Genomic DNA, 22,328 nt, shown 5'->3' with positions numbered 1-22,328 from the left:
ATTTTCCCGTAATGCGCTGATAACAAGAACAAAATGACCTCGGCTATTCCGAGATCAAGGTCCGCGTCAATGCATGCGCCGGATCGGCCAGGCCATCCACTACATCGTAGTGATGCCGGTCGGGCTCGACCACGGCACTGGTGGTGGCGCCAAGCCCGGTCCAGATGTTGGCCAGCAACGCATTCTGGCGCAGGAACTCCGAGCGCTCGCCGCCGCCGGCCCAGCAGGTGATGCGGGCACCATCGATTGGCCGCAGCAGTGCCGGGCTTTCCGTCAGCGCCTCATGCTCATCGATTTTCAGCACGGCGTTCATGCCGGTGCGCATCAGCGGGCGCAAATCATGCAAGCCGGAAATCGAAACGACGTGGCGTATGCGCCGCACGACATCGGTGGCGAGCGGGGTGCTTGTGGTCACCATGCGGCTGGCGAGATGTCCACCGGCCGAATGTCCGGTCAACATTAGCGGTCCTCCGACAATTGCCGCCGCTTTGCCGATCGCCGCCCCGATTTCGCTGACAATGCCGGCAATGCGGATGTCCGGGCACAGCGTGTAGGAAGGCATAGCCACGGCAAAGCCGTTGCCGACTGGGCCCTTGGCGAGATGCGACCATCCGCTTTTATCGGACTCCAGCCAATAGCCGCCATGGATGAACACGACGAGCCCCCTGGGCGTGGCCTCCGGCAGGAAAAGATCGAGCCGGTTGCGTGGCCGATTGCCATACGCGATGTCGAACCGTGCCCGGCCCTCCCCCGACAGTGCGTCACGGAACGCTTGCGCTGGTTCCGACCAGGCGGCCGGCCACCGGTCGCTGCCGGCAATATTCGCGCCGTTGGCATAGGCATTGTCCCAATCGGCAATGCGATGGTCGAGCATCGGCACCCTCCCCAAAAGCATCGTCTCAGTGCTAGCAATGGCCGCCACCAGGCCGTGCGTCAAGGCTTTGGGATGAAACATTTTAGGCTTGAAACAAATTTCGACTGGTGCGATCCTGCCTTCGGAACAGCCGACAAAATGGGAGGTCCGCTGTGCCGTCCGAACCCGCCGATGGTCACCTTTCCGGTGACATGTCGACAAGGGTGTAGCCGGCCGCACGAAGCCTTCCGCGAGAGACAGGAATTCAGATCCACCGCCGCCGGCCAGGTGCCACGCACACTGCCAGGCGGCAGACAGGGACAGCGGCGACATGCTTGGGCCTTCAGCGCATACCGACACGTTCACCCGCGATCATCTGCCGCCGCCCGAGCAATGGCCCGACTTCCTGCTCGACGGCTTCGACTATCCAGAACACCTCAATGCCGGTGTCGAATTGACCGACAGGCTCGTCGAGAAGGGCCTTGGTGACCACACCGCGCTGATCGGCAATGGCCGCCGCCGCACCTACAAGGAACTGTCCGACTGGACGAACCGGCTCGCCCATGCGCTGGTCGAGAACTACGGCGTCGAGCCGGGCAACCGGGTGCTGATCCGCTCCGCCAACAACCCGGCAATGGTCGCCTGCTGGCTGGCCGCCACCAAGGTCGGTGCTGTCGTCGTCAACACCATGCCGATGTTGCGCGCCGGTGAACTCACCAAGATCGTCGACAAGGCCGAGATCACGACCGCGCTCTGCGACACCAGGCTGATGGACGAGATGACCGCCTGCGCCAAGGACAGCGCGTTCCTGAAGCAGGTGATCGGCTTCGACGGCACCGCCAACCATGACGCCGAGCTCGACCGCGCCGCCCTCGACAAGCCGGTTACCTTCACCGCCGTCAGCACCGGCCGCGACGATGTCGCCCTGCTCGGCTTCACTTCGGGCACGACCGGCGTGCCGAAGGCGACGATGCATTTCCACCGCGACCTGCTGATCATCGCCGATGCCTACGCCCGTGAAGTCCTGCAGGTGACGCCCGACGACATCTTCGTCGGCTCGCCGCCGCTCGCCTTCACTTTCGGCCTTGGCGGGCTTGCCATCTTCCCCCTGCGCTTCGGCGCGGCGGCAACGCTTCTGGAACAGGCGACGCCACCCAACATGGTCCACATCATCGAGACCTACAAAGCGACCATTTCCTTCACCGCGCCGACCGCCTACCGGGCCATGCTGAAGGCCATGGACGAAGGCGCCGATCTTTCATCATTGCGCGTTGCCGTCTCGGCCGGCGAGACCTTGCCGGCCCCGGTCTTTGAAGAGTGGACGCGAAAGACCGGCAAGCCTATCCTTGACGGCATCGGCGCCACCGAAATGCTGCACATCTTCATCTCCAACCGCTTTGACGACAGGAAGCCCGCTTCGACGGGCAAGCCGGTGGGCGGTTACGAGGCGCGCATCGTCGACGAGGAGATGCGCGAGGTGCCGCGTGGCGAGACCGGACGGCTGGCGGTGCGCGGGCCGACCGGCTGCCGCTACATGGCCGATGACAGGCAGAAGGATTATGTGCGCGACGGCTGGAATCTCACCGGCGATACCTTCACGCAGGATGAGGACGGCTTCTTCCACTTCGCCGCGCGTTCCGACGACATGATCGTCAGCGCCGGCTACAACATCGCCGGACCCGAGGTCGAGGCGGCGCTGCTGTCGCATCCCGATGTCGCCGAATGCGCGGTCATCGGTGCCGAGGATGGCGAGCGCGGCCAGATCGTCGAGGCGCATGTCGTACTGGTGCAAGGTGTCCTTCCAGACGCAATGACCGTCAAGCGCCTGCAGGACCACGTCAAGGCAGCCATCGCGCCCTACAAATACCCCCGATCGGTCAAATTCATCGCCGCTCTGCCGAAGACCCAGACCGGCAAGATCCAGCGCTTCCGGCTGCGCACGGAGAAGATCAATTGAGTGAGCCTTACGATCCGGCCTCTGAAGGCGCAGAGATGTCGTTCAAGGAGCGCATGTCCTACAGCGACTATCTGCACCTGGAGAAAGTGCTGGAGGCCCAGAGACCGCTGTCCTCGGCGCATGACGAAATGCTGTTCATCATCCAGCACCAGACATCGGAATTGTGGATGAAACTCGCTTTGCACGAGATTGGCGCGGCGATCCGCTCGATCCGTGCCGACCGCCTCGAACCGAGCTTTAAGATGCTGTCGCGTGTCGCCCGCATTTTCGAGCAGTTGAACAATGCCTGGGACGTGCTGCGCACGATGACGCCCAGCGAATACACCGAGTTCCGCGACGCGCTCGGCCAGTCCTCGGGTTTCCAGTCCTGGCAGTATCGCGCCATCGAGTTCATGGCCGGTAACCGCAACCTCGCCATGCTCGGGCCGCACAAGCATCGGCCGGACCTCAGCCAGAAGCTGGAGGCGATCCTGGCCGAGCCGTCGCTCTACGATGAAGCGCTGCTGCTTCTGGCCCGCAATGGCTTCGACATCGGGGCGGACGCAAAGCGCACGGATTGGCGCGAGACGCGGACCGAGAACGAAGAAGTCCTGGTCGCCTGGCAGACGGTGTACCGCGATCCACAGCGCTACTGGATGTTTTATGAACTGGCCGAGAAGCTGGTCGACTTCGAGGACTATTTCCGCCGCTGGCGCTTCAACCACGTCACCACCGTCGAGCGCATCATCGGCCTGAAGCGCGGCACCGGCGGCACGTCGGGCGCCTCCTATCTCAAGAAGATGCTCGAAGTCGTCCTGTTTCCGGAACTGTGGACGGTTCGCACCCGGCTCTGAACTCTCGTCTGACGCAATTCCTGTGGGAAACCGTGTCACACTTTTCCCGACTTCGCGCCGGCTTCAGGTCACTGCCGTCTTGACCGCGAAGCGTGCATCCTGCCAGGCGCCAGTGCGCAGGATATCTTCCAGGACTTCGACCGCCTGCCATACATCGGCGTAGCCGACATAGAGCGGGGTGAAGCCGAAGCGGATCGTCGACGGCGCACGGAAATCGCCAATCACACCGCGCTCGATCAAGGCCCGCATCACCTGGTAACCGTTGGGATGGAGGAAGGACACCTGGCTGCCACGCTGATTGCCGTCGCGCGGGCTTTCCAGCTCCAGGCCGTAGGCGCCGCATCTGGTCTCGACGAGCTGGATGAACAGGTCGGTGAGCGCGATGCTCTTCTTGCGCACCGTCGCCATGTCGACATCGTCCCAGATATCCAGCGCCCCCTTCAGCGCCCGCATCGATAACACCGGCTGCGTGCCGCACAGGAACCGGCGGATACCGCTGCCGGCCGCATAACCCTGCTCGAAGGCGAAGGGCCGCGCATGGCCCCACCAACCGCTGAGCGGCTGCTGGACTTTATCGTGATGACGCTCGGCGGCGTAGATGAAGGCCGGCGCGCCCGGGCCGCCATTGAGATATTTGTAGGTGCAGCCGATGGCGAAATCGGCATTGGCGCTGTCGAGCTCGACAGGCAGCGCGCCGGCGGTGTGGCAGAGATCCCAGACGATCAGCGCTCCGACCTGATGGGCCTTGCATGTCAGTGCCGCCATGTCGCGCAGCTGGCCGGACTTGTAGTTGACGTGGTTGACCAGGATGACCGCAACGCGTTCGTCGATCAGCTCCTCAATGGTCGGCGCATCAACGCCTTCAAGCCGCAACACCGTGCCGGGGCGCGTCGAGGCCACGCCTTCGGCCATGTAGAGATCGGTTGGAAAGCTGTCGCCCTCGGCGACGATGACCGAGCGGTCCGGCCGCATGCCGAGTGCGGCATGCAGCACCTTGTAGATGTTGATCGAGGTCGTATCGCAGACCACCGTCTGGCCGGTCGCCGCGCCTATCAGCCGCCCCAGTTGGTCGCCGAGCGCGACCGGCATGTCGAACCAGCCGGCGGTGTTCCAGGCACGGATCAGATCCTGCGCCCACTCCTGGGTCGCGGCTTTCCGCAGCTCGTCGAAGACGGCGGGTGCCGCGGCGCCGAGTGAATTGCCGTCGAGATAGATCACGCCTTCCGGCAAGATGAACCGGTCGCGCATGGCACGCAGCGGGTCCGCCGCATCCATGGCTTCGACGGCTGCGAGATCGAGCGTCGTAGGCATCATTTGTGACATTCCCTGGTTATTCACGCCTTGGTCATTCACGCCGGGTTACTCACGAATCGCTTCGCGAACCGGTGCGGACCCCCGGCTGCGCTTGAGGCTGGGCAAGGCAAGCATGGCCAGCACGAACAGGCCCGTGGCAAGCTTCAGGTCAGGCGGCGGCATGCCGGCCGCAAGGCAGAACGACACCAGCTGGTAGTAGATGATCGCGCCGGCGAAGGGCGCCAGCAATTGCCGCCACACCGTCTGCTTGCCGACGACGGCTTCGCCGATCATCAGCGCGGCAAGGCCGTTGATGAGAATTCCCAGGCCCATATTGACGTCGGCGAAGCCTTGCGACTGCACCATCAGCGCACCGCTTGACGCCGAAAAAGCGCTGGCCAGCCCGACACCGCCTATGGTCGCGGCCCAGACATTGATGCCTTGCGCCTCGGCCATGTCAGGATTGGCGCCCACGGCGCGCACGGCAGTCCCCTTCTCGGTCCTGAAGAACATGTAGAGCAGCATGAAGGCGGCAAGCGCGAGGAGACCCGCGACGACGATCTTGCTGGCGGGGAAACCCGGCCGCGCGAACGGCACCCAGTCGAACACCGAGGGCGAACCGAAGACGGACAGGTTGGACTTGCCCATAATGCGAAGGTTGATGCTGTAGAGCATCGTCATCATCAGGATGCCCGCAAGCAGCGTGTGGATGCGGAAGCGCAGATGGATGAAGGCGGTGCAGCACCCCGCCGCGAAGCCAGCGACAAGGGCGGCAGCAACGCCCATCAGCGGCGATGCGCCGGCGGCAAGGAGAACGCCGCAGACGCAGCCGCCCAGCGGAAAAGCGCCTTCGCTGGTGAGATCGGGAAAATTCAGCATGCGAAACGGGATCATGATCCCGAGCACGACAAAGGCCAGGATCAGGCTTTGCGCCAGGGTGACCGGCATGATCGCGACGAAGCTGGTGAGAACGTTCCCAACAAAACCCATGATGATCAGCTCGCCAGCAACATGCGATCGGTCTTGACGGAGAAATGGCCGATCAGATCGATAACCGTGACCCTCGCCTTCTCCTGCCCGGCGACTTCCAGGAGCACCCGGCCCGCATCGAGCATGATCACCCGGCTGCCATAATCGACGGCGTGTTGCATGTTGTGGGTCACCATCAAAGTCGTCAGTTTCAGCGCGTTGACGGCGCGCACGGTCGCTTGCATGACGATTTCGGCCGTGCGCGGGTCGAGGGCCGCGGTGTGCTCGTCGAGCAGCAGCAAGTCCGGCGATCCGCCGACCGCCATGATCAGCGACAAGGATTGCCGCTGCCCGCCGGAGAGCAGGTCGACACGCGTGTCGAGACGATTTTCCAGACCGAGACCCAGGATCGACAGGCGTTCCCTGTAGGATGCAAGCCGGGTGGTGTTCAGCCCCGGGCGCAAGGTGCGCTTTTGGCTGCGCAAATCGGCCAGCAGCATGTTTTCCGCAACCGTCATGCTGGCGGCGGTGCCGCGCATCGGGTCCTGGAACACGCGCGCCAGTTTCGCGGCGCGCTTGTGCACCGGCATTGCAGTCACGTCGGCGCCGTTGATCAGGATCTGGCCGGAATCGAGGATCAGGGCGCCGGAAATGGCGTTGAGCATGCTGCTCTTGCCGGCCCCGTTGGAGCCGATGACGATGCCGAACTCTCCGGTGGCCAAGGACAGGCTGAGACCGTCCAGCGCGACCTTCTCGTCGGCCTGGCCCTTGTAGAACACTTTGCGCGCGGATCGAATCTCGAGCATCGTTTCTCCCTGACCTCGGGATGACGGCGCCGACGCCGTCACCCCAGCAGTTCCGATGTTAGTCGACGATGCAGCCGCAATCGGCCATTGAAGCCGGTATCTCGATGCCGAACGCGGCCATCGCCTTGCGCGAGATCGTTGCCATGTGGTCCTTGTAGGCCGGGCGCGACGGCGCGATCGTCTTAGGATCCTTGCCCTTGAGGATCTCGGCGGCGATGTTGCCGGCGTTGACGCCGACCTGCGTGTAATTGACCGCGAAGCTCGCCGGCACGGTGCCGTTACGGACCGCACTGTCATCGGAGTTGACGACCGGGATACCGGCCTGGCGCGCGGCCGCGGAGACAGCGGCGATCGCCGGCTGGATCAGGTTCGAGGCCGGGCCGTAGATCACGTCGGCCTTGCCGGCGAGCGAAGCGATGCGTTGCTGGATGTCATTGACGTTGTCGATGCCGACCTCCACCACCTCGAAACCGGCGGCCGGTGCCGCCGCCTTGATCTTTTCGACCAAGGCAACGTCATTGGCCTCACCGGGATTATAAGGCACGCCGAAGCGCTTGGCGTTCGGCAGCAGCTTCTTGGTGAAGGCCATCACCGCGGCGACGTCCTGCAGATCGCTGGCGCCGGTCATGCCTTCGTCTCCGGCGTCCCATGACGGCACCAGCTTGGCCGCCACCGGATCGGTGACCGCGGCAAAAACGATCGGAATGCCGGAACCGGCAAGCGCTTTCTTGGCGATCTGCGATACCGGCGTGGTGATGGTGTAGATCAGCTTGGGCTGCTCGGCCTGCAGCTTGGCGATCATCTGCGGCACCAGCGATGCATCGAAATTGGTGTGGCTCTCCGTGTAGACGACGTCCTTACCCTCGACGAAGCCATTATCCGTCAGCGCCTTCTTGAAGCCGGCTATGGCGGCGTTCAATTGCGGATGCTCGCCGAAATTGGCAATGCCGATACGGATCTGATCGGCCGCGGCACTGCCGGCACTGACCATCAATGCGCCTGCCAGGGCCAAGCCCGACAACCAAGCGGATTTCGACTTCAACATCATTTCCTCCCAGATTTGATCAGGGCCGCTTGGAAACGCGGCTACTACGGCGATCATGGTGAGTCCGCTGGTCTGTGTCAAACATTATATATAATTGTTGCTGTGACGCACTATCATATATACTTTTCGCCAGACGACGGATTGATCACCATGCTGAATGAAACGAGTTCCACAAAAACGGAAGCCGCCTATCAGCTGTTGCGGCGCGACATCCTGACCACGCGCCTCATGCCCGGCGCCCCGCTCAAACTGAGTGCGCTGCGCGGCACCTATGGCGTCGGCTGGACACCGTTGCGCGAAGCCCTGTCGCGGCTCGAGGCCGAACGCCTGGTCACCGCGATCAGCAATCGTGGTTTTGCCGTGGCTCCGGTGTCGCGGGCCGAGCTGGAGGATCTGGCACGCGCCAGGATGGTGGTCGAGATACCCCTGTTCCTCGAATCTATGGAAAAAGGCGGTAGGGAGTGGGAGGATGCCGTGGTCACCGCCCACTACCGGCTCTCGCGTTGCAAGACGGCGGTCGACGATCCCTCGGACGCGGCCGTCGACAGATGGGACGAGAACCACGAGGCTTTCCATGCGGCGCTGCTGAGCGCCGCCACATGCGACTGGCTGTTGCGGTTCCGCTCGACGATCTCGGATCAGTTGCGCCGGCATCATCGCTTTCTTGGTCTGGCGCCGACACTGCGGGCCGCGGCCGGCCTCAAGGATGGCTATGAAGAGGCAATCGAAGCGCTGCGCGAAGCGATTGCGATCGAACACCATACCGCGATCATGGAAGCGGCGCTCGACCGTGACATCGAGCGGGCCAAGGCGCTGATGACGGCGCATATCGGCTACACACTGCACGTCTATGTCCACAGCGAAGACAGCGGCGCTACCAGATACGCCGCTCGCGCCGGCAGCTTGAAGGCGGGTTCGGGATAACTTCAGCGCTTCCGCGACGCCTATTCGAACGCGCTGGCCGGAGTGCGCCGAACGCCCGGATCCATGGCCGCCCGAAGCTACCAATCGTTGGCATTTTGGTTTCGTTTCGTTCCGCGAATAATGGCTCCGCGAATTATACGTCCCTCCGAGGAGAAGCCTTCCAACTAACTGATGCCAAAGCCTCGTCGGCGGATGGGCCACAGGCCATTAACCAAAACGATTTCAATGCGCCTGCCGATGGCAGAAAGGACTGGTTGCTGCCCGCCGTCGCGGGCAAAAAACTTCAGACCCCTTAACAAATTCATTAAACTTTAAACGGTTGCAGAACACAACTGGAACAGATAGTGTTTGTTCTGGGTTTGTTTTTTCGATTCTGGTTCAACCTTTCGTTCAATGTCTTGGGGGCCGCCATGCTGACACGCAAGCAACATGAACTGCTGATGTTCATCCACGAACGGCTCAAGGAAAGCGGGATACCGCCTTCCTTCGACGAGATGAAGGAAGCACTCGATCTTGCCTCCAAGTCGGGGATCCATCGCCTGATCACGGCCCTGGAGGAGCGCGGCTTCATTCGCCGGCTACCCAATCGGGCGCGCGCGCTGGAAGTGCTGCGGCTGCCGGACTCGATCGCGCCGGGCCTCAATGCGGCAAAGAAGTTCTCGCCAAGCGTCATCCAAGGCAGCCTTGGCCAAGGCAGTCTCGGACGCCAGATCAGGCCGGCCGCTGCGCCTTCGCGCCTGCCCGCGGCCGGCAACGACGACGATGCGGTTTCAGCCGTGTCCATCCCGGTCATGGGCCGTATCGCCGCCGGTGTGCCGATCGATGCCATCCAGCATCAGACGCATTCGATCTCGGTGCCGCCGGACATGATCATGGGCGGCGAGCACTATGCGTTGGAGGTCAAGGGCGACTCGATGATCGAGGCTGGTATCTTCGATGGAGACACGGTCATTATCCGCAATGCCGACACGGCAAGCCCGGGCGAAATTATCGTGGCACTGGTCGACGAAGAGGAAGCGACACTGAAGCGGTTCCGCCGCAAAGGCGCTTCGATCGCTCTCGAGGCCGCCAATCCAGCCTACGAAACGCGCATTTTCGGGCCGGACAGGGTCAAGGTACAAGGCAAGCTGGTCGGATTGATCAGGCGCTACTGAACCGGCTTGTTATCGGGCTTGTCGGGTTTTTTGTACGGCGGCAGCCCCCTCGCCTCGCGTGAGAATTTTCGCTGTTCGTGCCAGGGCCGGTATGGTCCGTCGACGGCGAATGCGATCGCGGCCCGGGTCGTGGCCGACTGGGGATTGAAGAAGACGGCAGCGCTTCCCTTGCGGGCGAGCTGCCGTTTGGTGACGACGAGAACCAGTGGATTGTGGCAGGCGTCATAGGCGGTTGCGTCATTGACGATGATCAGGTCGGCGAAAGCGCAGGCTTTCCAGGTGGTCTTGCGGTCCTCGACATAGGCAATGATCGCGCCGGAAGGGTGCCTGGCAAGGCACAGGCCTTCGCGGCAGTAGAAGGGCGATCCCAGCGGCAGGTCGGTGGGACTGGCAACATCGAATTGCCCGTCTGTCGTGTCGAACATTTCCGGTTTGACGATTGTTTCGGAGATCAGGGCGCGCTTCCAGTTGTCGGTTGCGAATTCGTTCGGACGTTCCCGGTTGACGGCCAGTTCGCCATTGCCGATCGGCAGCGCGACCAGCCGCGCATCTTCCGAGATCAGCACATCGGGCGCGCGCGTATGCGACACAGTCAACAGGCCGGCAAGCGCGAATGGCAGCGCCGCGAGCCGCAGCCATGTCGTCGCCATCGTCGCGATAACCAGCGCGACGGTGACCAGCAGCACGGATTGCTGCGAAATCAGCCCGACTCCATCGACCGGAGAGCGCTCCGATATCCACGCCGACACGGCGATCATTGCTGTCAGGCCCTTGCCCATGAGATAGAGAGCCGGCCAATCCAGTCCGAATGGCATCAGCAGGGCGCTGGCGACGGCCAGGAACATCACGACCGACACGATCGGCATCACGGCCAGATTGGCGAACAGGCTGAGCGGCGATACCCGCTGGAAATGCCAGATGGCAAACAGTGCCGTGGCGCTGCCGGCGATAATGGACGTCATGGCCAATCCTCCTGTCGCCAGCAGGAATTTTCGCGTCAGGAACCCCGCCAGGGATCGCTTTGGCGGCGGTGGCCGCGTCTTTCCCGCACGGTGATCGGCCCAGCCGGCATAAGCGCCAACCAGGGCCGCGGTCGCGGCGAACGACATCTGAAAGCTCGGGCCGACGACCTCGTGAGGCGAGACCAGGATCACGGCGATCGCCGAGATCGCCAGATTGCGCATGGTCAGCGCAGCGCGATCGAAGAAGACGGCAATCAGCATCACCGCCAGCATGATGAAGCTGCGTTCGGCCGCAACGACGACACCGGAAATGATGAGATAGGCCGCGATCGAGAACAGTGCGGCGGCGGCCGCGTATTTCTTCACCGGCCGGCGCGCGGAAAAGTCTGGAAACAGCGCGAAGGCACCACGCAGCAGACCCATGATGGTGCCGGCCACAAGCGCCATATGCAGTCCCGAAATAGAGATGATGTGATAGATGCCGGTACGCCGCATCGCTTCATTGATTTCATCGGGTATGCCGGCGCGCACGCCGACGATCAGCGCCGCCGCGATCTCGCCTTCAGCGCCGCCGACGCTGCCCCTGATGTGGTCGGCGATGGCTTCGCGGGCATTTTCGATGCCTGAAAAAAGGCGAGCCGATAGCGGCATCTCACCGTCGTCGGCGGAAACAACCGTTGGATTGCCGAGAAAGAAGCCGCTGCCGCCGATGCCGGCGAAATAGCTGTCGAAAGAGAAGTCGTAGCTGTCCGGCCGCACCGGGCCGGTCGGCGGCAACAGTTTGGCGTAGCCTGTGATGAGCGAGCCGGCGGTCATTCCCTGCGGTATCTTGCGTGCGGAAAGCCGGACCCTTTCCGGCGCATAGCGCAGTTTTGGCCGGGCGGTCGAAATCACGTCCATGGTCAGCCGGATGCGGCCGCTCTCCATCTCTTCGAGCGAGACCACGCGGCCGGTCAGTTGGGTGGAGATTTCCGAACCCAGCATCCGGGTTCCGGCTCGCCATGTTTCGACCTTCGCCGCGAGCAGGCCCAGCGCGCACAACAGCACTGCCATGAAACACAGATGGGTTTTCGACCAGGAGCGCGAGACGAAGGCACAGACCGCCATCAGCACCACGACCGCGACGGGTTTTGCAAAGTCGGGCTCGGATGCCAGCGAGAAATAGGCGATCGCCCCAACGGCCAGACAGACCGGCACCAGCAGGAACGCGATGCCCCGGTCGAGTTCGAGCTCCGTCGCCCGGGCCACGCCATGGCGCACGCGAGGCAAGGATACCAGGCCGACTTGCCGGCGCACGCGCGCGATCCTGCCCGCGGCAGGAGCCGGCGCCGGCGCCTGCCCACCTGCCTGCAGCGACCTGGTTTCGGGCGCAGCCACGAGCGGAGATGGCAGTGGGATCGTCGCAAGCGCCGCAAACAGGGATCGCTCGCTGACGCCGATAGCGGCATCCTCGCCCCGATCCGAGCCCCGGCCTCGTCCAGTCATCGGGTCTGCCCCTTGCGCCCTCGACACCCTATGCTACATGAACGCGCAACGCGCGAAAGTCCGCACGCTCCGCACCCAGCTTCAGACGTTTTCCGAGAGTTCCATGCCCGACAAGGTCATCACCCGTTTTGCCCCCTCGCCGACCGGCTATCTGCACATCGGCGGCGCGCGCACGGCGCTCTTCAACTGGCTCTATGCAAAGCATACCGGCGGCACGATGCTGCTGCGCATCGAGGACACCGATCGCGAGCGTTCGACCGATGCGGCCACATCGGCCATTCTCGATGGCCTGACCTGGCTTGGCCTTTCGTGGGACGGTGACGCGGTCTCCCAATTCGAGCGCGCGCCGCGCCATCGCGAGGTGGCCGAGGAGCTGGTGCGCCTGGGCAAGGCCTATTACAGCTACGAGACTTCAGCCGAGCTGGAGGCAATGCGCGAGGCTGCACGCGCCAAGGGCCTGCCGCCACGCTATAACGGCCATTGGCGTGACCGCGACCCCTCGGAGGCGCCGTCCGGCGTCAAGGGCGCCATCCGCATCAAGGCACCGACCGAGGGCGAGACGGTGGTGCAGGACCGGGTCCAGGGAGACGTGCGCTTCCCCAACAAGGATCTCGACGACTTCATCATCCTGCGTTCGGACGGCAACCCGACCTACATGCATGCCGTCGTCGTCGACGATCACGACATGGGCGTCACCCACATCATCCGTGGCGACGATCACCTGACCAACGCCGCCCGCCAGACCGTGATCTACAACGCCATGGGCTGGGACGTGCCGTCGATGTCGCATATCCCGCTGATCCACGGCGCCGATGGCGCCAAGCTGTCGAAGCGCCATGGCGCGCTCGGCGTCGAAGCCTATCGCGCCATGGGCTATCTGCCGGAGGCGCTGCTCAATTACCTTGCGCGGCTCGGCTGGAGCCATGGCGACGACGAGATCATGTCGATCGAGGACATGGTCTCGTGGTTCGACATTGGCGACGTCAACAAGGGCGCGGCGCGCTTCGATTTCGCCAAGCTGGAAGCGATCAACGGCGCGCATATGCGACGTATGGCCGACACCGAGCTGTTCGATATCTTTATCGCCACCTTGCCCTATCTGGAGGGCGGCCCGGCGATGGCGGCGCGGCTCAACGAGAAGAACAAGGCGCAGCTGCTGGCAGCACTTCCGGGCCTGAAGGAGCGCGCCAAGACGCTGGTCGAGCTTGTCGACGGCGCCGCCTTCCTGTTTGCCGCGCGGCCGCTGCCGATCGACGACAAGGCGGCACTCCTGCTCAATGACGACGCGCGCAAGATCCTGCGTGGCGCTCACGAAGCTTTGAAGTCGCTGTCAGGCGACTGGACGGCGGCCACGGCCGAGGCCGCGATCCGCGACTTTGCGCTGGCTGGCGGGCACAAGCTTGGCGCCGTGGCCCAGCCGTTGCGGGCTGCGTTGACCGGCAAGAGCACGTCACCGGGCGTATTCGACGTGCTTGCCGTTCTGGGGCGTGAGGAAAGCCTGGCGCGCGTAGCGGATCAAATCGATTAGGAGCAAACTGGCCCAAGAAGATTGGCATTGAAAGGCGGGTTTCGCAGTGCAACATTAGGCCTTGGCCCAATCTGGCACGCACCTCCTAGAATGCGGTGGCGAATACGCGCATTGCGGTGATTTCGACGTGTCGCTCTGCGGAATTTGCCTTTGCCGGCATGAGGAAACAAGAAGGAGTTTGCAATGACCGAAGCTGCGAAAAAACTGGATGTGGGCGGCCAAGAGGCCACGGCAACGCTGGAATTCGCCGGCAAGACTCACGAATTCAAGGTGCGAAGCGGCTCGGTCGGACCTGACGTCATCGACATCGCCTCGCTCTACAGCACCACCGGCGCCTTCACCTATGACCCCGGCTTTACCTCGACGGCAAGCTGCGAGTCGGAAATCACCTTCATCGATGGCGACGCCGGCATCCTCCTGCATCGGGGCTATCCGATCGACCAGCTGGCCGAACATGGCGACTTCCTCGAAGTCTGCTACCTCCTGCTCTACGGCGAATTGCCGACCAAGGCGCAGAAGGACGATTTCGACTACCGCGTAACGCGCCACACAATGGTGCACGAGCAGATGTCGCGCTTTTTCACCGGCTTCCGCCGCGACGCGCACCCGATGGCGGTGATGTGCGGCGTGGTTGGCGCGCTGTCGGCCTTCTATCATGACTCGACCGACATCTCCGACCCGTACCAGCGCATGGTTGCCTCCATGCGCCTGATCGCCAAAATGCCGACGATCGCGGCCATGGCCTACAAGTACCACATCGGCCAGCCCTTTATTTATCCGAAGAACGATCTCGGTTTCGCGGCAAACTTCCTGCACATGTGCTTTGCCGTGCCGTGCGAGGAGTACAAGATCAACCCGGTGCTGGCGCGCGCCATGGAGCGTATCTTCATCCTGCATGCCGATCATGAGCAGAACGCTTCGACCTCGACCGTTCGCCTCGCCGGTTCCTCGGGCGCCAACCCGTTCGCCTGCATCGCCGCCGGGATTGCTTGCCTGTGGGGCCCGGCCCATGGCGGCGCCAACGAAGCGGCGCTCAACATGCTGGGCGAGATCGGGCATGTCGATCACATCCCGGAATTCATCGCCCGCGCCAAGGACAAGAACGATCCGTTCCGCCTGATGGGCTTTGGCCACCGCGTCTACAAGAACTACGATCCGCGTGCCAAGATCATGCAGAAGACGGCGCATGAGGTTCTGGGCGAACTCGGCATCAAGGACGATCCGCTGCTCGACATCGCGATGGAACTGGAAAAGATCGCGCTGACCGATCCCTATTTCATCGAGAAGAAACTCTACCCGAACGTCGACTTCTATTCCGGCATCACGCTGAAGGCGCTGGGCTTCCCCACCACCATGTTCACCGTGCTGTTCGCGGTTGCCCGCACGGTCGGCTGGATCGCCCAGTGGAAGGAAATGATCGAGGATCCACGCCAGAAGATCGGCCGTCCGCGCCAGCTCTATACCGGTGCGCCAGAGCGCGACTACGTGCCGATCGCCAAGCGCTGAGACGAGTGAGTAGTGAGTAGTGAGTAGTCAGGTTAGAGAGTTTTCTAACTCACTATTCACTACTCACTAACCACTACTCACTACTCACTACTCACTACTCACTACTCACTATTCACCACTCACTACTGCCTACTCACTCTCTTGATACACCCCATCACCACCTGCGCCGCGATCTCACCGGACGGTTTGTCCGTTGCCATGCGCCGTGAAATCTCGGCGAACCCGTCTTTCTGCCAGGCGCGCATGCCACTGTCGGCCAACAGCGCTTCCAGCTGGCGTGCCAGATTGTTCGGCCTGACGTATTCGTCGTAGAACTCCGGGATCAGCGCGCGATCCGAGATCAAGTTGGGCAGCAGCGCCGACCAGACCGAAACGAGATATCGCGCCACGGCGCGTGCGACAGGGTCGAGCCGGTAGCAAGAGATCATCGGCACGCCCGACAGTGCCAGTTCCAGGGAGACGGTGCCGGACGCGATCAACGCCGCGTCGGCCTTGCCGAAGGCCTGCCATTTGCGCTCCGGTTCCAGGATAATCTCGGGTTTTTCATCCCAGCGCGTGACCGCGGATCGTACGGTGTCCGCGACATGCGGCACCGTCGGCAACATCAGCCGAAGCCGATGCCCGCGTGCCCGCAGCATCGACACGGTCTCACCGAACGGCTCGAGCAGCCGCCGCACCTCGCCGCGCCGCGAGCCGGGCAGGACAAGCAGCGTCTTCACGCGGTCTGGTGAAAGATCACGCGGCTGGACCTGCGCCCTCGCGGCCGACAGCACGCCTGGATCATGCGTCAGGCGATGGCCGACATAGGTGCCGGGCGGGCCACCCAGCCTATCGAGCTCCTTCACCTCGAACGGCAGGATGCACAGGATGTGATCGACATACGGCTTCATCGCCACCGCCCTGCCCGGCCGCCATGCCCAGACGCTCGGGCAGACATAGTGGACGATCGGGATCGTCGGGTTGGCTGCGCGCACCTTTTTGGCGACGCGCAGCGAAAAATCGGGGCTGTCGATGGTGACGAGGCAGTCCGGCTTGGCATCCGCAACCAGCCCCGCCAGCTGACCGATCCGCCGCATCAGGCGCGGCAGGTCACGCAGGACGGCGCTGAACCCCATCAGCGCGACCTCGCTGGCGTCGAACGGCGAAACCAGCCCAAGCGCCTGCAGATGGCGGCCACCGAGGCCGACGAGCTGCACCTCGCGTCCTGTTATTTGGCGCAGCGACTGGACAATGTCGGCGCCAAGCAGGTCGCCTGACTCCTCGCCCGCGACGATCGCGATCTTCAGCGCCCTGTCAGCCATGACCTGACTCCGTTGCGGCCAGACCGACAATGAACAGCCCAAGGTCATTGGCACGCGAGAGGGTTGCGGGACCTTCGAGGATCAGGGAGCGTCCCGCCTCGACGGCAATGCCGGCAAGCCCGGCCGCATGCGCTGCTTCTACCGTCTGGGGCCCCATGGAAGGAAGATCCGCGCGCAGCTCCTGGCCAGGCTTGGCGCATTTGACCAGCACACCGCGCGTCTTGCCGGCGATACGGCCGTGGCCGCGCAGCAGCCTGGCGCGGTCCAGCAATCCGGCCGTGCCCTCGATGCCTTCAAGTGCGATGGTCCGGCCGCCGACCGCGATCGCCGCCTGGCCGATATCCAGCGCCCCGATGGCTTTTGCCGCGGCAAAACCTGCCTCGATGTCGCGCCAGTCCGACTTCCGGGGCGTGGCCCTGGTCAACACCCCTTCGGCGGCGACAAGGTTCGGCACGATCTCGTGGGCGCCCACGACCTTTATCCCCCGGGCCTCGAGCCCGCGCGCCACCACCTTGAGCAGTCCATCGTCGCCGCGTGCCAACGCCATGACGACGACGGGTATCACAGCGAGCAGGCTGAGGCTTGGACGCATCTGTGTCAGCCTTGGCCTGCGCTTTATCTCGCCGGCAAGCACCAGATGCGTAATCCGGTTACGCTTGAGCAGCGGAATGAGCGATCCTATCGCCTCCAGGGCAAGGGTCTCATGCTCGTAACGGCACAATTCCGCCAGGCGGTCGGCCTCACCGTCCATGAGCACGACGAATGGCGGATGACCCTGTCCGGCCAAACCGGCAGCGACTTCGACCGGAAGGCTGCCGCCGCCGGCGATGATGCCGACCCTGGCACCAGGCGGGAGATCAAGACCAGCCGCGGCTGTCTCAGCCTTCGTCATCGGCATCGTCGCCATCGCCGCCCTTGAGCGATGGCACCGCGTAGTGCCGCTTGCCGCGACTGGTGATGAAGTCGATGATCTTCATCGCTGTCGGCGACGAGGCGAACTCCACCTTGGCGAACTCGATGTTCTCGCCGACGGTGCGGGAGCGGTCGAAGATCGTCTTGTAGGCCTTGCGCAGCAGATGGATTTCGGAACGCGGCAGACCGGCGCGCTTGAGCCCGATGATGTTCAAGCCGCGCAGGCTGGCGCGGTTACCGACCGCGATGGCATAGGGAATGACATCACCGACAAAAGCCGAGCACCCGCCAAGAAAGGCGTTGTCACCCACGCGCACGAACTGATGGACGGCGCTGAGGCCGCCAATATAGACGTTGTTGCCGATCTCGCAGTGGCCGCCCAATGTCGCCCCATTGGCGAAGGTGGCGTTGTTGCCGACGGCGCAGTCATGGGCGATATGGGCGTAGGCGAGAAAATTGCCATTGTCGCCGACCGTGGTTTCGCCACGGCTGGTGTCGGTGCCGACATGCATGGTCACGCCTTCGCGGATGGTGCAGTTGGCGCCGATGACCAGCGTCGTGCGGCCGCCCTTGTGCTTGGTGTTTTGCGGCGGTGCGCCCAGTGTCGCCATCGGATAGACCTTGGTCGACGCCCCGATAGTGGTCGCGCCCATCACCGAGACATGGCTGACCAGTTCGACCCCGTCGCCGATCACGGCATCGGCGCTGACATGGCAGAACGGCCCAATGCGCACACCCTGGCCGATCTGGGCGCCTTCTTCCACGACGGAGGAAGGATGGATTGACGTCTTGATTTTCATAGGCACTCGATCGTCAGTCGCCGGTGACCATCATGGCTGAAATCTCGGCCTCGGCCGCCTTGGTACCTTCGACCAGGGCTTCACAGGCGAATTTGAGCAGGTTGCCGCGCTTCTTGATTTTCTTGACATGGATCTTCAACTGGTCGCCGGGGACGACCGGTTTACGGAATTTGGCGTTGTCGATGGTCAGAAAATAGACCAGCGACGGCTTCGATGCCCCGAGGCTGCGGATGCAGATGGCTCCGGCCGTCTGAGCCATGGCCTCGACGATCAGCACGCCAGGCATCACCGGCTGCTCCGGGAAATGCCCCTGAAAATGCGGCTCGTTTATGGTCACGTTCTTGATGCCGATGGCGGAGTCGTCGCCGTCGATGTCCACGATGCGGTCGATCATCAGGAAGGGATAGCGGTGCGGCAGGAGCTTCATCAGCCCCAATATGTCGACCGCTTCCAGCGTTGTCGCCGCCACCATGTCAGCCATTGTCCTTGCCCTGCTTGCGTGCCCTGGCCATCGTGCGCAACATGGCTATCTCTCGCATGGCTTCCGCCATCGGCTGCGCCGGATAGCCACCCCAGATCTCGCCGGCGGGAACATTGCTCATAAATCCACTTCTGGCTGCAAGCTTGGCACCTGTACCAATCGTCAGATGATCCGCAAGCCCGACACCGCCGCCCATGGTGACATTGTCACCCACCACCACGGAACCGGAAATACCCGACAGCCCGGCCACTATACAATTGCGGCCGATGCGGACGTTATGGGCGATCTGAACGAGATTGTCGATCTTGGTGCCTTGCCCGATGATCGTATCGGACATGGCGCCACGATCGACGGTGGAATTGGAGCCGATCTCGACATCGTCCTGGATGACGACGCGTCCGATCTGTGGAACACGTTCCGGCCCCTTGGCGCCGCCGACAAAGCCAAAGCCGTCCTGGCCGATCCTGGCGCCACCATGGATGATGACCCGATTGCCGATCAGAGCGTACTGGATACTGGCGCCCGGCCCGACATAACCGTCACGGCCAATCTGGCAGGACTGTCCGATGACGGCGTTGGGCGCAATGACTGTGCCGCTGCCGATCGAGACACCAGGCCCGATGACCGCGCCGGCCTCGATGATAGCCCCGGCTTCGACATGCGCCGTCGGATCGACATGGGCATGCGGCGAAACACCGGTTTCACTGGTCATTGGCCCCGGCGTGGCGGCTGTCGGGAACAGCAGGCGCCCAACCAGCGCGAAAGCCTGCTGCGGCCGTGGATGAGTCAAGACAGCGACGCTGGAAGGCGCCTTGTTTGCGAATTCGGCCGTGCACAGGACCGCTGCCGCGCGCAGCGACGGCATCAGCGCGGAATTACGCCTGCCGTCGACGAAGACAAGCGCATTTGCGCCGCCTTCATTGGCCGGCGCCAGCGCTTCGATCAAAACGTCGGATTGGCCGGAATCGACTAGCACCGAGCCGGTCAGATTCGCGACTTCGGCCGCCGTATACCGGCGTGATGGCGCGAAGAACACCGGATCGGTCATTCCAGAAGCTATATCCAGCTAGGTCGGAACATTTCTCCCGGATCCAAAACCCGGGAGCATCGTTGGCCGCCGATCAGAAGCGGGTCGATATGCCGAAGTTGAATTCCTGCACGTCGTCTGTGGCTTCCTTCTTGACCGGGATCGCATAGTCGATACGGATCGGGCCGAATGGTGAGGCCCACATCAGGCCGACACCAACCGAAGCGCGCAGCTTCATGCCGGTGCTAGCAATAGCTATGTCTGGAGCGGGATCTGCGCCAAGATGTTGGTTGATCTTGCTACCATATAGTGTTGCAGCGTCGGCGAACACCGCACCACGCAGACCGAAACTCTCCGGAATGACCGGCAACGGGAACTGCGCTTCGGCCGAGGCGTTGAAATAAGTCACACCCCCCAGATGGTCACCTGTGGTGGGGTCCACAGGACCGATGCCGTTATAGGCAAAACCGCGGATCATGCGATCGGTGCTCTGGAATTGATCAAAGATTCGCAGATTACCGTCACCCCCATAAGCCTCCACATGCCCTGCGCCGCCGGAGATCAGCCCGACCAGATCAAGCTGTTCTGACAGCGTCTGGTAGATGCTGCCGCGCCCGGTGATCTTCACGAACTTGGCATCGCCACCAAGACCAGCCATTTCGACCGTCGTGTTGGCATAGATGCCTTCATGCGGGTTCTTCATATCGTCGATCGTGTTGTAAACCAGCCCCAGGCTGATCGACGACTTGATCCAAGGACTCTGAGCGATGCCATCCAAGATCGCCGGCGAAATCGTGCAGGTGCCGTCGGGATTTGAATCGGAGGTAGGACCGCAGTTGTCATCCACCTTATATTTCTCTTGCGAGATGTTGTACGCCAACTGGGTCGTGATGCTGTTGGTGATCGGCAGCCCGAAGCGGATCGTCGCGCCGGTCGTGTCGCTGTCGTAATTGTTGTTGTATTCCCGCGTCGACTTGAAAATATCGAAGCCGGCGGCGATACGCCGCCCGAGGAAATACGGCTCGGTGAAGGACAAGCTGTAGTCGCGCGACCTCTTGCCGCCACCCGCCGACAGCTTGATGAACTGGCCGCGGCCGAGGAAGTTGCGCTCGGTGATCGATCCTTCGACGGACGGTCCAGCCGAATCGCCGCCGGTCGAATAGCCGGCGCCAACCGAGAATTCACCCGTCGACTTCTCGACCACGTCGACCACCAGCACGACCTGGTCAGGGGCCGAGCCGGGCACAGTCGAAATGTCGACTTTGTCAAAATAATTCAGGTCTTCCAGGCGCTTCTTCGCGCGCTGGATGAGCACCTGGTTGAACGCATCGCCTTCGCTGACATCGAATTCGCGACGGATGACATAGTCACGCGTGCGGTCGTTGCCGCGGATCTCGATGCGCTCGACATAGGCCTTGGTGCCCTGGTCGACGGTGTAGACCACCGAGATCGTGTGGTTCTCGAAGTTGCGGTCGCCGCGCGGTGTCACCTGGGCAAAAGCATAGCCCGAACCAGCCACCTTCTCCGTCAGCGCAATGATGGAGTCTTCGACGTTCTTGGCGTTGTAGACATCGCCCTTGCGGGTTTCGACCACCGATTCCAGCGACTTGGAGTCGACTTCCGGGATCGTGCTTTCGACGCTGATATCGCCAAAATTGTAGCGCTCGCCTTCCTGGACGGTGATGGTGACCGTGTATTTGTTGGTCGCATTGTCGAGCTCGCCGACGGCGGACACGACCTGGAAGTCGGCATAACCGTGATTGTAATAGAAGCGGCGCAGCAGCTCCTGGTCGGCGCGCAGCTTGTCTTCGTCGTAGACGTCGTCGCGCAGGATGAACGAGACCCAGGACGAGCGCTTGGTGTTGATCACATCAGACAGGCGGCGGCTGGAATAGGCGCTGTTGCCGACGAAATTGATTGCCGCGATCTGCGTGCGATCGCCTTCGGTGATGTGGAAGACCACGTTGACGCGGTTGTCGCCGAGCTCCATGATCTGCGCGGTCACGCCGGCATCGTCACGGCCGATGCGCCTGTAGGCGGCCTTGACCGCCTCGACATCCGAATCCAGCGTAGCCTGAGAGAACGTGCCGCGCGGCTTCAGCTGAACCGCTGCCTGAAGCGCATTGTCCTTGAGCTTCTTGTTGCCCTGGAACAGCACCTGGTTGACGACCTTGTATTCCGAAACCTTGACCACCAGGGTCGAGCCGACCTGGTTGATCTGGACATCCGAGAACAGGCCGGTGCCGAACAGCGCCTTGACCGCGCTATCGACATCGGAGCTGGAGAAGGCCTTGCCGGGCTTGATGGTGATGTAGTTGCGGATGGTATCGGCGTCGACACGCTGGTTGCCGCTCACCTCCACCCGGCTTACGACCGCGGCTTCGGCCGCCGATGTGGCAACGAACTGCACTGCGAGCGCACCTGGTACGACCAGAGCGGCGGACAGTGCCGCCGCTGACGCGGCGTTTAGAAACTTGGATGCTGCCTTCATC

The 22,328-nt window shown here is 62.7% G+C and carries 18 protein-coding genes; 6 read left to right on the top strand and 12 right to left on the bottom strand.

The features are described 5' to 3' along the window. Positions 1-43: 43 nt before the first annotated feature. On the bottom strand, positions 44-874 hold the full coding sequence (locus tag FJ936_RS14845) for an alpha/beta hydrolase (RefSeq protein WP_140790127.1): 831 nt from the start codon (positions 872-874) through the stop codon (positions 44-46). A gap of 310 nt (positions 875-1,184) precedes the next feature. Here FJ936_RS14845 and FJ936_RS14840 point away from each other — a divergent pair, with 310 nt between their 5' ends. Together FJ936_RS14840 and kynA are read left to right on the top strand one after the other, a co-directional pair. Beyond that, positions 1,185-2,810: an AMP-binding protein gene (locus tag FJ936_RS14840; protein ID WP_141906712.1), complete on the top strand. Its 1,626-nt coding sequence runs from the start codon at positions 1,185-1,187 to the stop codon at positions 2,808-2,810. Then, positions 2,807-3,643: a tryptophan 2,3-dioxygenase gene (kynA, locus tag FJ936_RS14835; RefSeq protein WP_140790131.1), complete on the top strand. Its 837-nt coding sequence runs from the start codon at positions 2,807-2,809 to the stop codon at positions 3,641-3,643. The genes FJ936_RS14840 and kynA overlap by 4 nt, the downstream gene beginning before the upstream one ends. A 63-nt stretch (positions 3,644-3,706) precedes the next feature. On the opposite strand, the gene kynU is transcribed toward kynA, so the two are convergent. From kynU to FJ936_RS14815, 4 genes are read right to left on the bottom strand one after another with little or no spacing between them, the layout of a single operon-like run. Further along, positions 3,707-4,954, bottom strand: a complete 1,248-nt coding sequence (gene kynU / locus FJ936_RS14830) for a kynureninase (RefSeq protein WP_140790193.1) — start codon at positions 4,952-4,954, stop codon at positions 3,707-3,709. A 48-nt stretch (positions 4,955-5,002) separates the two neighbouring features. Continuing rightward, positions 5,003-5,926 (bottom strand): ABC transporter permease, encoded by a 924-nt coding sequence (locus tag FJ936_RS14825; RefSeq protein ID WP_140718009.1) that lies wholly within the window; start codon positions 5,924-5,926, stop codon positions 5,003-5,005. A 5-nt stretch (positions 5,927-5,931) separates the two neighbouring features. Further along, positions 5,932-6,711, bottom strand: coding sequence for an ABC transporter ATP-binding protein (locus FJ936_RS14820; RefSeq protein WP_015317800.1), 780 nt, complete (start codon positions 6,709-6,711; stop codon positions 5,932-5,934). A gap of 58 nt (positions 6,712-6,769) precedes the next feature. Continuing rightward, positions 6,770-7,756: an ABC transporter substrate-binding protein gene (locus tag FJ936_RS14815; RefSeq protein WP_015317799.1), complete on the bottom strand. Its 987-nt coding sequence runs from the start codon at positions 7,754-7,756 to the stop codon at positions 6,770-6,772. Between the two features lie 150 nt (positions 7,757-7,906). Here FJ936_RS14815 and FJ936_RS14810 point away from each other — a divergent pair, with 150 nt between their 5' ends. Both FJ936_RS14810 and lexA read left to right on the top strand, forming a co-directional pair. Continuing rightward, positions 7,907-8,680 carry a GntR family transcriptional regulator gene (locus FJ936_RS14810; RefSeq protein WP_140790133.1) on the top strand — a complete coding sequence of 258 codons (774 nt, stop codon included), beginning with the start codon at positions 7,907-7,909 and terminating at the stop codon, positions 8,678-8,680. A 410-nt stretch (positions 8,681-9,090) separates the two neighbouring features. After that, positions 9,091-9,834: a transcriptional repressor LexA gene (gene lexA, locus FJ936_RS14805; RefSeq protein WP_015317797.1), complete on the top strand. Its 744-nt coding sequence runs from the start codon at positions 9,091-9,093 to the stop codon at positions 9,832-9,834. Here lexA and FJ936_RS14800 read toward each other — a convergent pair. Beyond that, positions 9,828-12,281 carry a ComEC/Rec2 family competence protein gene (locus FJ936_RS14800; protein ID WP_140790135.1) on the bottom strand — a complete coding sequence of 818 codons (2,454 nt, stop codon included), beginning with the start codon at positions 12,279-12,281 and terminating at the stop codon, positions 9,828-9,830. The genes lexA and FJ936_RS14800 overlap by 7 nt on opposite strands. A gap of 103 nt (positions 12,282-12,384) precedes the next feature. Here FJ936_RS14800 and gltX point away from each other — a divergent pair, with 103 nt between their 5' ends. Further along, positions 12,385-13,809, top strand: a complete 1,425-nt coding sequence (gltX, locus tag FJ936_RS14795) for a glutamate--tRNA ligase (RefSeq protein ID WP_140664100.1) — start codon at positions 12,385-12,387, stop codon at positions 13,807-13,809. 183 nt (positions 13,810-13,992) lie between these two features. Further along, the gene (gltA, locus tag FJ936_RS14790; protein ID WP_015317794.1) at positions 13,993-15,315 is read left to right on the top strand and encodes a citrate synthase; all 1,323 of its coding nucleotides are present in this window, start codon (positions 13,993-13,995) and stop codon (positions 15,313-15,315) included. A gap of 122 nt (positions 15,316-15,437) precedes the next feature. Here gltA and lpxB read toward each other — a convergent pair whose 3' ends face one another. The 6 genes from lpxB to bamA all read right to left on the bottom strand — a co-directional run bounded on the left by lpxB (position 15,438) and on the right by bamA (position 22,327). Continuing rightward, positions 15,438-16,616, bottom strand: a complete 1,179-nt coding sequence (lpxB, locus tag FJ936_RS14785) for a lipid-A-disaccharide synthase (protein ID WP_140790137.1) — start codon at positions 16,614-16,616, stop codon at positions 15,438-15,440. Then, a complete protein-coding gene (locus FJ936_RS14780) occupies positions 16,609-17,508 on the bottom strand; it encodes an LpxI family protein (protein WP_246680468.1) in 900 nt (299 codons plus the stop codon). Before FJ936_RS14780 ends, lpxB begins: the two co-directional genes overlap by 8 nt. After that, entirely contained in the window at positions 17,495-18,328 is an 834-nt protein-coding gene (gene lpxA, locus FJ936_RS14775; protein ID WP_140664109.1) for an acyl-ACP--UDP-N-acetylglucosamine O-acyltransferase, read from the bottom strand. Before lpxA ends, FJ936_RS14780 begins: the two co-directional genes overlap by 14 nt. Before the next feature lie 13 nt (positions 18,329-18,341). Then, positions 18,342-18,809 carry a 3-hydroxyacyl-ACP dehydratase FabZ gene (gene fabZ / locus FJ936_RS14770; protein ID WP_015317790.1) on the bottom strand — a complete coding sequence of 156 codons (468 nt, stop codon included), beginning with the start codon at positions 18,807-18,809 and terminating at the stop codon, positions 18,342-18,344. Beyond that, positions 18,802-19,857, bottom strand: coding sequence for a UDP-3-O-(3-hydroxymyristoyl)glucosamine N-acyltransferase (gene lpxD, locus FJ936_RS14765; protein WP_015317789.1), 1,056 nt, complete (start codon positions 19,855-19,857; stop codon positions 18,802-18,804). Before lpxD ends, fabZ begins: the two co-directional genes overlap by 8 nt. A gap of 73 nt (positions 19,858-19,930) precedes the next feature. Further along, positions 19,931-22,327: an outer membrane protein assembly factor BamA gene (gene bamA / locus FJ936_RS14760; protein WP_140790141.1), complete on the bottom strand. Its 2,397-nt coding sequence runs from the start codon at positions 22,325-22,327 to the stop codon at positions 19,931-19,933. Between the last annotated feature and the right edge of the window lies 1 nt (position 22,328).

The organism is Mesorhizobium sp. B2-4-13 (assembly GCF_006658535.1).
In the GTDB taxonomy this organism is placed as follows: Bacteria; Pseudomonadota; Alphaproteobacteria; order Rhizobiales; family Rhizobiaceae; genus Mesorhizobium; species Mesorhizobium australicum.
Note: the sequence above shows the minus strand (reverse complement) of the source record. Positions and strands in the feature narration are given on the sequence as shown.